Genomic DNA, 11,697 nt, shown 5'->3' on the forward strand with positions numbered 1-11,697 from the left:
CCGCCCACCGACGGCGACCGCCTCACGGTCGTCGAGGAATGAGAGCCTGCGTTTGAACGACACCGATGCGCCGCAGAACCCGTCGGACTCCGGCTCCCCGCGCCGCGACCGCAGAGAGGCGACCTCGCGGCGGAAGAAGGGCGGTGCGATCACCGCAGGGATCATCGTCCTCGCGCTCGGTGCCTATGCCGCCGTCGACGCCTACGACCTCGTGCCCGGCCTGCCCGGCGTGCTGACCACCGAACCCCAGGTCGAGGTCCAGACCGTGCCCACTCCGCAGGCCCACGCCCAGCAGGTGCCCGCCCCCGCCTCGGCGGTCGACGATTCCGCTCCTGTGCCCACACAGATCCCGAAGACGATCGACGCCGTGCTCAAGGATTCGAAGGTCAAGGGCTTCGGCCTCGAGGTCCGTGACGGGATCAGCGACGACGTCCTCTACGCGAAGGACGAGACGCAGCCGCGCACTCCCGCCTCCGTGACGAAGGTGCTCACAGCGGCCGCCTCACTGTCCGCGATCGGCGGGGAGAAGCGTTTGGCGACGACGACGGACTTCGACGCGGACACGAACACCCTGACGCTGACCGGCGGCGGCGATGTGCTCCTGTCGGCCGGAGACTCCGATCCCGGTTCGGTCAACGGGCACGGGGGACTGCGGACCCTGGCCGAAGACACCGCGGCCGCCCTCAAGGACCAGAACATCACCGAGGTGGCCCTCAACCTGGACACGAGCCGCTACGTCGGCGAGGACTTCGACTCCGGCTGGTCCCGGTCCGATATCGCCAAGGGCGTGATCACCCCGATCCAGCCGATCATGGTCGACACCGCCTACGTCGGGTCGAAGAACGCCGACTGGCGGGGCCGCAGCGAACACCCGGCGAAGGACGCGTTCTCGATCTTCGAAGAAGAGCTGAAGAAGACCGGGATCACCGTCACCGAGGCGACCGACCGGTCCGAATCCGAGGCGCCGTCCGAGTCCGAGAACCCGAAGGAACTTGCCCGGGTGGAATCGGCGACGATCTCCGAGATCGTCGAATACGCGCTCGTGCACAGCGACAACGTCGTCGCCGAGATGCTCGGCAACGAGGTCGCCATCGCTCAGGGGCAGGACGGCAGCCTCGAGAACGGTCCCAAGGCGGTCCTGGAGGCCCTCGGCGAATCCGTCGATCTCGGGCGCACTCACCTCGTCGACACCTCGGGGCTGTCCTATGACAACCGGATCGCCCCGCACGATCTCACGACCGTGCTGCAGGCCTCGGTCGTCGCCGATGACTCGCTGGCCGGGCTCGTCAGCTACTTCCCCGTCGGCGGACTGACCGGCACCCTGCACGACCGATTCCTCGACGAGAGGAACGCCTCAGGGGTGGTGCATGCGAAGACCGGAACGCTGTCGACCGTGACCTCCCTGGCCGGGGGAGTGCTCGACGCGGAAGGCCGCTACCTCGTATTCTCCATCCAGATCGACGACGTGGATAAGGACAAGATCTTGGAAGCCAGAAAGACCGTGGACGATATCGTCACAGCCCTCGCGAACTGCGGCTGCCGATGATCATCGACGAGAACTTCGCCGCCCGCACCGCCCGTGAGCTCGTCTCCGCGGCGAAGGTCCCCGAACCGGGTGTGCTCGACGGACTCGTCGAGGGGATGAAGGACAATGCGCTGACCGCCCAGGACCTCGTGCTCGACTCGTTTCTGCTGCCGCCGGAGCACGCCGATGATGTGCGCGGACGGCTCGCCGCCGGTTCCGTGCTCGTCCTCGACCAGGTCAGCTGGGTCAAAGCCAACGCGCAGTCCGTCAATGGAATGCTCGATGAGGCGGCCCTGCCCGCCCCGGTCAGCCCCGCCACCGCGAAGGCCGGCGCCGTCGAGGTCGCCGGGGTGCTCTCACTCCTGTCGACTCGCGTGCTCGGCCAGTTCGACCCCTTCGCCGTGGAGACGGGACGGCTGATGTTCGTTGCCCCCGCCGTGCTCATCGCCGAGAGGGCCATGGACGTCGATCCGCGTGACTTCCGCATGTGGGTGGCCCTCCACGAAGCCACCCACCAAGTGCAGTTCGCGACCGCGCCCTGGCTGCGCGAACATATGCGCACCCTGCTCTCCGGAGCCGTGTCGACCCGACTGACGATGCCGGGGGTCGGCGGGATCGTCGACCTCTTCGCGACCCTCGGGCGCATCGTCAAGGGCGAGGCCAGCATCATCGACCTCATCCGTGACGAGAACATGCGCACCGCACTCGACGAGGCCACGGCGATCCTGTCGCTGCTCGAAGGCCACGCCGATGTCGTCATGGACGAAGTCGGAGCCGGTGTCATCCCGAGCGTGCGCCGGCTGCGCCGCAAGTTCGAGGCCCGCCGCGATGCCGCCCAAGGCGGGTTCCTGACGAATCTGCTCGGAATGGACCTCAAACTCGCCCAATATCGCGACGGAGCGAAGTTCGTCCGTGCTGTCCGCCGCGAGGTCGGACAGAAGGGCTTCTCCCGCATCTATGCCGAACCCGCGAACCTGCCGCGCACGGCCGAAATTCACGAACCGCAGCTCTGGCTCGACCGTGTCCACGGCTGAGGGGCCGCGCAGCGCATCGTCGCCGAGGCGGCCGACCCTCGACCCAGCCAGCGCAGCCATCCGCAATGCCGTGCGCGCAGCGCTCGCCGTCGCAGGAGCGTCTGTCCCGGGCCTCATCGTCGCAGTGTCCGGGGGAGCGGATTCGATGGCGCTGCTCCATGCGACCGCATTTCTCCATCGACGCGGTGAGATCCGGGCCCGTGCCGTCACCGTCGACCACGGCCTGCAGACCGTCACCGCCGAAGTGGCCGACCGGGTTGCTGTCACCGCCGAATCCTGGGGTGTGCCCGCCGAGGTGATGAGGGTGAGGATCGATGCCGGCGAGGAAGGCCTCGAGGCCGCGGCGCGCACCGCCCGCTATGCGGCCCTCGAAACCGCTCGGGCCGCGGCCGGAGCCGACTGGATTCTCACCGCCCATACCCGCAGCGACCAGGCAGAGACCGTTCTGCTCGGCCTCATGCGCGGATCGGGCACACGGTCTCTGGCCGGGATGAGCCCGCTGGCCGGTCGCCTCATGCGTCCCCTGCTCGTCCTCGACCGAGACCAGACCGAAGCGTCCTGTCAGGCACAGGGCATCGAGATCTGGAACGATCCGATGAACGCCGACACCGCGTTCACCCGAGTCCGGGCCCGGCAGCTGCTGGCCGGACTCGAAGCCGAACTCGGCCAACCGATCACCGCTAACCTCGCCCGCACCGCCGACCTCTGCCGAGCCGACGCCGATTTCATCGACGCCCACGCCGAGGCGGCAGGGCAGACGATCCGCGGAGCCGCCTCGGTGCCGGTGGAGGTCTTCACCGCACTCGACGATGCCGTGCTCAGCCGAGTCGTGCGCGACTGGGTGATCTCACTCGGCGTGCCCGGACAGAACCTCGGAGCGGTGCGGGTCGCCGAACTCTGTGCCCTCATCTGTGACCGCAGGCGCGGTCGACTGTCCCTGCCCGGGGACACGGAAGTCGTCGTCTCCGACGGTCGGGCCGTGTTCCAACAGGCCGCGAAGGCCCGCTGAGACTCAGCTCAGCCGCGGCCCGCCCGCCAGTTCGCCGCCGGAGGCGATGAGTCGACCGCTCTTGAACACATCCCTGTCCCTCGGGCAGTCCATGATCGCCGAGGTGACCGTGTCGGCGTCGACGAGTAAGAAGTCGGCGGGAGCGCCCACCGCCAGACCGAACCGGGAATCGTCAACCAGAGCCGAACCGTCGGAACGAGCACCGGCCATGACCTGCGCTCCTCCGCGTGAGGCGATGTCGAGACAGCCTTCGATATCTGCGTCTGCACGGAATCCGTTCGTGAACGCCAGCTGCCAGGTCCGGCGCAGCAGATCGCCGTCACCATAGGGACTCCAGTAGTCCCGCTGACCGTCCTCGCCGAGTCCCAGAGCCATTCGGCGCTCACGGATGAGACTCTGCGGCAGCGCACCCTTGGCCGGGGCAACCGTCGTCAGGGCCACTCCCGCCTCGGCGAGGACATCGAGGATCCGAGCGACCGCGGGTTCCGGGTTCGTGTTGAGCGCGAAAGCATGGGAGACCGTGACCTGCCCGGCCATGCCCGCGGCTCGAGTACGCGCAGCGATCTCCTCGAGCGTGAAGAGTCCCGCAGTGCCCGCTTCGTGGAGGTGGATGTCGATGCCCCTGCCGTGCTTCTCAGCCAGGCCGAAGACGACATCGAGGTGGGAGACCGGATCCCGGTCGTAGAGCAGCGGATCGAGTCCGCCGACGAGGTCCGCGCCCTCGCTCAGAGCCGTATCGAGGAGCTCCCGGACGCCCTGCTCGTGCACGATTCCGGCCTGCGGGAAGGCAACGATCTGGAAGTCGAGGACATCGACATGAGCCTCGAGCGCGGCCCTGACCCCGTGGAAGCGCTCGAGACCGCAGTCGGCATCGACCTGTGCGTGTGAGCGGATGCGCGTGCCTCCGGACGCGATGATCTTCGCAATTGCGTACGCGGCCTGATCGGCGACGCTGCGCTCGCCCTGCCGCCAGTTCTCGCGATCGTTCATGATGTACCCGTGCAGAGTGCCGTCGGCGGTGTGCGGACGGAACGTCTGGCCCATCCGATTCGAATCCAGATGAGCGTGGACATCGCCGAGGCCAGGCAGCAGGATCCGCCCCGCTCCATCGATGACCTCGGCCCCGGTCGATGTCGTCCCGGTCGCCGGTGGCGCGGAATCGGGGGCGGCATCCTCGGCGGGGGAGAGGCGAGAGAACCGTCCCTCGGTGATCTCGACGTCGACGGCGGGAGCATCGGGCGTGCGAGGGAACAGGCGCACATTCTTCACAACGATCATGTGCTCAGCCTACGACCGTCAAACGGTATACCATCGGAAGCTGTGCCTGTCTGCGTGCCTCTATGGGGCCGCGGCCCGCGCGCACGACGACTACAGCGGTCTGAAAGGATGAGGCCATGACGACTTCGCCCGTGCAGGGATTCCGACGCAACCGCGGCCTCGACGTTCTGGCCCTGGCCTGCCTCGTCCTCATCGCCGCCTCGCTGCGCCCAGCCGCCTCCTCCCTGGGGCCCGTTCTCTCCGAAGTCAGCGACGGATTCTCCCTGGCCGAATGGCAGACCGGTCTGCTCACGGCTCTGCCGGGACTCGTGTTCGCCATCTGCGGCATCATCGCCGTACCCCTGCTCAAGCGCCTCGGTCTGTTCTCCGCTCTGGCCCTGAGCGCCGCCCTCATCGTGGCAGGCATCGGTCTGCGCGCCATCGTCACCGAATGGGTGGCCTTCGCTCTGCTCACGGTCCTCGCCCTGGCCGGAATGTCGATCGGCAACGTCATCCTGCCGGTCTACGTCAAGTCCCGCTTCCCGCACCGGCCCACCCTGGGCGCGACGACATTCACGGTCTCGCTCGGCCTCGGTTCGATGCTGCCCTCGCTGCTGACTGCGCCCCTGGCCGAACAGTTCGGCGGGTGGCGCTTCGGTCTCGGCTTCTGGCTGGTCCTGCCCTTGTCCGCGCTCATCACCTGGACTGTGCTGCGGACACTGAAGTCCGTGCCCGTCCTTTCCGGACAGGCCGCGGAGCCCGGTGGGCAGCAGGAGGAGGCGCCGCCTCGGCGAGCGGTTTTCACCTCGCCCAAGGCACGGTATATGGCCATGTTCTTCGGCCTCCAATCGGCCAATGCCTATCTCCAGTTCGGATGGCTGCCGCAGATCTACCGCGACGCCGGACTCGACCCCTTCCTCGCCGGGATCATGCTCACGATCGTCACCTTCGGCGGTCTGCCCGGCGGATTCCTCGCCCCGCAGATCATCGTCCGGGGCATCGCCCCGCGCGCCTTCCTCGTCTCCTTCGGGGCCAGCGCCGTCGCCGGCTATACCGGACTGCTGCTCAGCCCGGTCAGCCTCCCCTGGCTGTGGGCGGCTCTGCTCGGATACGGCGGATTCGCGTTCCCCGCCGCGCTGGCGCTCATCACCTCCCGCACTCGCGAGGTCTCCGTCACCGCCTCGACTTCGGCGTTCGTCCAGTCCTCGGGCTATGTGCTCGCCGCACTGTGCCCCCTGGCCGTGGGCGGACTGCTCGGGGTCAGCGGCGGCTGGCAGGTGCCGCTGTGGTTCATGGTCATCATCTCCGCACTCATGGCGATCACCGGTTGGCTGTCGGCCGGTCCGGGGACCGTCGACGACGAACTGGCACCGACATCCGGGCCCACTGGCACCGGTGAGGCAAAGTGACCCATAATGGAATCTCCAGGACCCGCATCTGAGGAGAATCGACACTCGTGGACATCAACGATCTCGGCAATGACATCGAAAAAGTACTCGTCTCGGAAGAGCAGATAGCCGCACGACTCGTTGAACTGGCCGCCGCCATCGATGCAGACTACAAAGACAAGGACATCCTCCTCGTCGGCGTCCTCAAAGGCGCCGTCATGGTCATGGCCGACCTCGCCCGCGCCCTGCACTCTCCTGTGACGATGGACTGGATGGCCGTGTCCTCCTACGGTTCGGGCACCAAGTCCTCCGGCGTTGTGCGGATCCTCAAGGACCTCGACACCGACCTCACCGATCGGCACGTCCTCATCGTCGAAGACATCATCGACTCCGGCCTCACTCTGTCCTGGCTGGTCCAGAACCTGCGCACCCGCGGAGCTGCCACCGTCGAGATCTGCACTATGCTGCGCAAACCCGAAGCCGTCAAGGTCGACATCGACGTCAAGTACGTCGGCTTCGACGTGCCCAATGAATTCGTCATCGGCTACGGCCTCGACTATGCGGAGAAGTACCGCAATGTGCCGTTCGTGGCGACCCTGGCCCAGCACGTCTACAGCTGAGTCCGCTGGCACCGCTTTTTACGCCCGCGGCGAACCCGGGCCGAGTCCGGGGTCTGTGACGGAATAGATTCGGCACGCATTCGGGCTATAGGGGTGCGAAGTACTAGGCTGTGGGGGATGTTCCCAGGCAGCCTCGGTAGCCTGAAACGGTTGCCCACATCTTTTTCCTGAGAGGACTTATGGCCGAGTCGAACAAACGTCGCCCCCTGCTGAACAAGGCGACGAAGGGCCCATTGGTCTGGATCGTCCTGGCGCTGCTCGTCGTATCGATCGGTGCTCTGCTGTTCAGTCAGTCCGGGTTCAGCCAGATCGACACCGAACAGGGTCTGCAGTTACTCAAGGACGACAAGGTCGAACAGGCCAAGATCGTCGACAAGGACCAGCGCGTCGACCTCACTCTCAAGGACGACTACAAGGTCGACGGCAAGGACTTCGGCAAGAAGGTCCAGTTCTTCTACGTCGAACAGCGCGGAGAGCAGGTCGTCAAGGCCGTCGACTCCGCCGGCCCGGACAAGGGCTTCACCGACGAGGTGCCCAAGCAGAGCTGGCTGATGTCGCTGCTGGGCACGCTCATCCCGTTCGTCATCATCTTCGTCGTCTTCTGGTTCCTCATCTCGCAGATGTCGGGCGGGAAGATGATGAACTTCGGCAAGTCGAAGGCGAAGCTCGTCAACAAGGAGAACCCGGACGTCACCTTCAAGGACGTCGCCGGAGTCGACGAGGCGCTCGAAGAGCTCGAAGAGATCAAGGAGTTCCTCGCCGAGCCGGAGAAGTTCAAGGCCGTGGGAGCGAAGATCCCCAAGGGCGTGCTCCTCTACGGACAGCCCGGCACGGGCAAGACCCTGCTGGCCAAAGCCGTCGCCGGTGAGGCCGGAGTCCCGTTCTACTCGATCTCCGGTTCCGACTTCGTCGAGATGTACGTCGGCGTCGGTGCCTCCCGAGTTCGTGACCTGTTCGAACAGGCGAAGTCGAACGCCCCCTGCATCATCTTCATCGACGAGATCGACGCCGTCGGCCGCCAGCGCGGCGCCGGAATGGGCGGCGGACACGACGAGCGCGAACAGACTCTCAACCAGCTGCTCGTCGAGATGGACGGATTCGACGTCAAGACGAACGTCATCCTCATCGCCGCGACCAACCGTCCCGACGTCCTCGATCCGGCGCTGCTGCGTCCCGGTCGCTTCGACCGGCAGATCCCCGTCGAAGCCCCTGATATGAAGGGCCGCAAGCACATCCTCGAGGTCCACGCCGCCGACAAGCCGCTGGCCGACGAGGTCGACCTCGGGCAGGTGGCGAAGCGGACCCCCGGATTCTCCGGTGCGGACCTGGCCAATGTCCTCAACGAGGCGGCCCTGCTCACCGCACGTGAGAACGCGAAGGTCATCGACAACCGGATCCTGGATGAGGCCATCGACCGTGTCATCGCCGGCCCGCAGAAGCGGACGCGACTGATGAACGACAAGGAACGCCTCGTCACCGCCTACCACGAGGGCGGGCACGCACTGGTCGCCGCGGCCATGAACCAGACCGACCCGGTGACGAAGGTGACGATCCTCCCGCGCGGACGCGCACTCGGCTACACGATGGTGCTGCCCAGCGAGGACAAATACTCGACGACCCGCAACGAGCTGCTCGACCAGCTCGCCTACGCCATGGGCGGGCGTGTGGCCGAGGAGATCGTCTTCCACGACCCGACCACAGGTGCCAGCAATGACATCGAGAAGGCGACGAACATCGCCCGGAAGATGGTCACCCAGTACGGAATGAGCGAGAAACTGGGCATGGTCAAGATCGGCGACGACCAGTCCGAACCCTTCGCCGGCCGCGGTTACGGCGGCGGCGACGAATACGGGGATTCGACCCTGTCCTCGATCGATCGCGAGGTCCGCGGTCTCATCGACTCCGCGCACGCCGACGCCTACTGGGCGCTGACGCACAACCGCGATGTGCTCGACAACCTCGCCTACCAGCTGCTCGAACGCGAAACGCTGGACCAGGCCGCCCTCGAGGAGATCTTCGCCCCCGTCGTCAAACGCGCCACCCGCGAAGTGTGGCTGGCCCACGACGATCGCCCCGTGTCCGAACGCGGCCCCATCGTTCCGCCCGCACCGCAGAGCGAACGCAGCGACGGTGAAGGATCGACCGGCGCCGAGGTGGACACCACCGACATCCCCGGAGCCGGACCCACGGGCGTCAGCGGACCTCACGTCCCGCACAACCCGCCCGGACTCGAGAACCCGAACGGCCCGACCGGCCCGACGGGCGGCCCCACCGGGGGACCGACAGGAGGACCAGGCACAAGCGGTCCGGGAACCGGGGGACCGGCGACGAATGACACGAACGAAGACAGAGGGAACAACGACTGATGGCCGATATCGAAGAGGTCTCCGCCGGTCTCGGCCCCGCCCCCGCAGGGCAGGACAACAAGGTCGACCAGGAGCGCATCGCCGCTGCCGTGCGTGAGATCCTCATCGCCGTCGGCGAAGACCCCGACCGGGAAGGTCTCGTCGAGACTCCCGGCCGAGTGGCTCGAGCCTATGAGGAGATCTTCGCGGGACTCCACCGCGACCCGGCCGAAGTCCTCGGCGTCACCTTCGACATCAGCCACGAGGAACTCGTCCTCGTCCGCGATATCGACCTCTACTCGACCTGCGAACACCACCTCGTGCCCTTCCACGGAGTCGCCCACATCGGCTACATTCCGAGCAAGAACGGCAAGGTCACGGGACTGTCGAAACTGGCCCGCCTCGTCGAGATCTATGCGCGGCGCCCCCAGGTGCAGGAACGCCTGACCTCACAGATCGCCGACGCGCTCGTCGATCATCTCGAACCGCAGGGCGTCATCGTCGTCGTCGAAGCCGAACACCTGTGCATGACCATGCGCGGAGTGCGCAAGCCCGGAGCCTCGACCATCACCTCGGCCGTGCGCGGGCAGCTGCGCGAAAGCGCCTCCCGAGCAGAAGCGATGAGTCTCATCCTCGGTCGCTGAGGCAGAACACGGATCACACAGCGATGGACGAAACAGCCGCTAAGACGACGCAGATCATGGGCGTCCTCAATGTCACCCCCGACTCCTTCTCCGACGGCGGGCTGTGGTTCGACCATGACCGAGCCGTCGCCCACGGACTCGAACTCATGGCAGCCGGTGCCGACATCATCGACGTCGGTGGCGAATCGACGCGTCCGGGATCGGCCCGCGTCGATGAAGCCGAAGAGCTGCGCCGAGTCGTCCCGGTCGTCCGTGAGCTCGCCGCAGCCGGAGCTGTCATCAGCGTCGACACGATGCGCGCCCGCGTCGCCGCAGAATCCCTGGCAGCCGGGGCTCATATCATCAACGACGTCTCTGCCGGACAGTCGGACCCCACCATGCTCAGCGTCGCTGCCGGGTCCGGAGCTCCCATCGTGCTCATGCACTGGCGCGGCTACCTCGATCAGGCTTCCGCAACGTTCCACTACGACGATGTAGTCGCCGAGGTGATCTCCGAGCTGCGCACCCGCATCGACGAAGCCATCGCCGTCGGCGTCGAACCTGCGAATATCATCGTCGACCCCGGCCTCGGGTTCTCGAAGAACGCCGAACACAACTGGCAGCTGCTCTCCGCGCTCGACGAATTCGCCGCCCTCGACCACAGACTCCTCGTCGCCGCCAGCCGGAAGCGCTTCATCGCCTCCCTGCTCAGCCCCGACGACCCGAAACAGGCCGAACAGGCGGCGAAGGATCAGGCCACGGCCACGATCTCCGCGATCTCCGCACAGGCCGGTGCCTGGGCGGTCCGCGTCCACGATCCGGCCACCTCGGCGGTCGCCTGCAAGGTCATCGCCGCGGTCAGGGAACACTCCGCAGCAGCGGCACACCCGGCAGCGGACTCCGGGACTGAGGGAGCCGGGCGATGACCGGCGCAGAGGCGACTCCCGACCGCATCGAACTGCGCGGACTGACGGTGCGCGGAAACCACGGCGTCTTCGACTTCGAGAAACGAGACGGCCAGGACTTCGTCATCGACGTCACCCTCCACACCTCCGTCGCACGTGCCGCGGCCACCGACGACCTCGCCGAGACTATCCACTACGGCGAACTCGCCGAAGACGTCGCCGGAATCGTCGAGAACAACACCTTCGACCTCATCGAAACGCTGGCCGAACGCATCGCCGACCACTGCCTGAGCCTGTGCGAACACGTCGAGGTCGTCGTCCACAAGCCCTCGGCACCGATCCAACGGACCTTCGACGATGTGCGCATCCGAGTCGAACGCAGACGCGCCGACTCTGCCGCCGCCTCGGTGAGGGAGCCTGCAAGGGCCGCGGACGCGCCGCGCGGTTCGGGCGACACGGCCGAGGGCGAGACCGAAGCGTATCTCAATCTCGGGGCGAACCTCGGCGATGCCGCGGACACCCTCGACCAGGCGGTGGCCGCCCTCGACCGGCATCCGGACATCACCGTCACCCGCCGGTCCTCACTCTTCCGCACCGCCCCCTGGGGCGGAGTCGACCAAGCCGACTTCCTCAACCTCGGAGTGCTCGTGACGACCACATTGTCGGCTCTCGAACTGCTCTCGGTGGCACAGGGCATCGAAGTCGCCTGCGGGCGGACGCGCGAACTCAGGTGGGGACCCCGCACCCTCGACATCGACCTCATCCGCTTCGGAGACGAGGACGGGGAACAGCACAGCCGGACCCCGCGACTGACGCTGCCGCACCCGCACGCTCACGAACGCGCCTTCGTCCTCGCGCCATGGGCGGAACTCGTCGGAGACACACTCATCGACACCCCACAGGGACGCCGCCCCATCAGCGCGGTCCTGGCCGAACTCGACGACCAGGACATCGCTCGGATCACCTCTGGATAACCGCCCGCGATCTGAGA

10 protein-coding genes are annotated in these 11,697 nt (G+C 66.8%); 9 read left to right on the top strand and 1 reads right to left on the bottom strand.

Annotated elements, in window-relative coordinates:
- Positions 1 to 52: 52 nt before the first annotated feature.
- Genes dacB through tilS form a run of 3 tightly spaced genes read left to right on the top strand, consistent with a single transcriptional unit; the run spans position 53 to position 3,568 of the window.
- The gene (gene dacB, locus KTJ89_RS06010) at positions 53 to 1,546 is read left to right on the top strand and encodes a D-alanyl-D-alanine carboxypeptidase/D-alanyl-D-alanine endopeptidase (protein WP_259357074.1); all 1,494 of its coding nucleotides are present in this window, start codon (positions 53 to 55) and stop codon (positions 1,544 to 1,546) included.
- Entirely contained in the window at positions 1,543 to 2,559 is a 1,017-nt protein-coding gene (locus KTJ89_RS06015) for an Rv3626c family coenzyme F420 biosynthesis-associated protein (RefSeq protein ID WP_139907225.1), read from the top strand. The genes dacB and KTJ89_RS06015 overlap by 4 nt, the downstream gene beginning before the upstream one ends.
- Positions 2,546 to 3,568 (top strand): tRNA lysidine(34) synthetase TilS, encoded by a 1,023-nt coding sequence (gene tilS, locus KTJ89_RS06020; protein WP_259357075.1) that lies wholly within the window; start codon positions 2,546 to 2,548, stop codon positions 3,566 to 3,568. Before KTJ89_RS06015 ends, tilS begins: the two co-directional genes overlap by 14 nt.
- A gap of 3 nt (positions 3,569 to 3,571) precedes the next feature.
- Here the strand turns inward: tilS and KTJ89_RS06025 are convergent, their stop codons facing one another.
- Entirely contained in the window at positions 3,572 to 4,846 is a 1,275-nt protein-coding gene (locus KTJ89_RS06025; protein WP_259357076.1) for an amidohydrolase family protein, read from the bottom strand.
- A 116-nt stretch (positions 4,847 to 4,962) separates the two neighbouring features.
- Between KTJ89_RS06025 and KTJ89_RS06030 the strand changes: the two genes are divergently transcribed.
- The 6 genes from KTJ89_RS06030 to folK all read left to right on the top strand — a co-directional run bounded on the left by KTJ89_RS06030 (position 4,963) and on the right by folK (position 11,680).
- Positions 4,963 to 6,234, top strand: coding sequence for an MFS transporter (locus KTJ89_RS06030; protein ID WP_259357077.1), 1,272 nt, complete (start codon positions 4,963 to 4,965; stop codon positions 6,232 to 6,234).
- A 47-nt stretch (positions 6,235 to 6,281) separates the two neighbouring features.
- Complete coding sequence (gene hpt, locus KTJ89_RS06035) at positions 6,282 to 6,833, top strand: hypoxanthine phosphoribosyltransferase (protein ID WP_139468656.1); 552 nt, start codon at positions 6,282 to 6,284, stop codon at positions 6,831 to 6,833.
- Between the two features lie 179 nt (positions 6,834 to 7,012).
- Complete coding sequence (gene ftsH / locus KTJ89_RS06040; RefSeq protein WP_259357078.1) at positions 7,013 to 9,199, top strand: ATP-dependent zinc metalloprotease FtsH; 2,187 nt, start codon at positions 7,013 to 7,015, stop codon at positions 9,197 to 9,199.
- Positions 9,199 to 9,822: a GTP cyclohydrolase I FolE gene (folE, locus tag KTJ89_RS06045; protein WP_172173815.1), complete on the top strand. Its 624-nt coding sequence runs from the start codon at positions 9,199 to 9,201 to the stop codon at positions 9,820 to 9,822. Before ftsH ends, folE begins: the two co-directional genes overlap by 1 nt.
- A gap of 23 nt (positions 9,823 to 9,845) precedes the next feature.
- A complete protein-coding gene (folP, locus tag KTJ89_RS06050; RefSeq protein ID WP_259357079.1) occupies positions 9,846 to 10,727 on the top strand; it encodes a dihydropteroate synthase in 882 nt (293 codons plus the stop codon).
- Positions 10,724 to 11,680: a 2-amino-4-hydroxy-6-hydroxymethyldihydropteridine diphosphokinase gene (gene folK, locus KTJ89_RS06055; RefSeq protein ID WP_259357080.1), complete on the top strand. Its 957-nt coding sequence runs from the start codon at positions 10,724 to 10,726 to the stop codon at positions 11,678 to 11,680. The genes folP and folK overlap by 4 nt, the downstream gene beginning before the upstream one ends.
- Positions 11,681 to 11,697: the final 17 nt, after the last annotated feature.

It is taken from the genome of Brevibacterium sediminis (genome assembly GCF_024895295.1).
GTDB classification, from domain to species: Bacteria; Actinomycetota; Actinomycetes; order Actinomycetales; family Brevibacteriaceae; genus Brevibacterium; species Brevibacterium sediminis.

Excerpts from the sequence above, each read along its gene's own strand:
- KTJ89_RS06015 (WP_139907225.1), top strand. The coding sequence starts at position 1,543 with ATGATCATCGACGAGAACTTCGCCGCCCGCACCGCCCGTGAGCTCGTC.
- KTJ89_RS06025 (WP_259357076.1), bottom strand. The coding sequence starts at position 4,846 with ATGATCGTTGTGAAGAATGTGCGCCTGTTCCCTCGCACGCCCGATGCT.
- KTJ89_RS06030 (WP_259357077.1), top strand. The coding sequence starts at position 4,963 with ATGACGACTTCGCCCGTGCAGGGATTCCGACGCAACCGCGGCCTCGAC.
- ftsH (WP_259357078.1), top strand. The coding sequence starts at position 7,013 with ATGGCCGAGTCGAACAAACGTCGCCCCCTGCTGAACAAGGCGACGAAG.
- folE (WP_172173815.1), top strand. The coding sequence starts at position 9,199 with ATGGCCGATATCGAAGAGGTCTCCGCCGGTCTCGGCCCCGCCCCCGCA.
- folP (WP_259357079.1), top strand. The coding sequence starts at position 9,846 with ATGGACGAAACAGCCGCTAAGACGACGCAGATCATGGGCGTCCTCAAT.
- folK (WP_259357080.1), top strand. The coding sequence starts at position 10,724 with ATGACCGGCGCAGAGGCGACTCCCGACCGCATCGAACTGCGCGGACTG.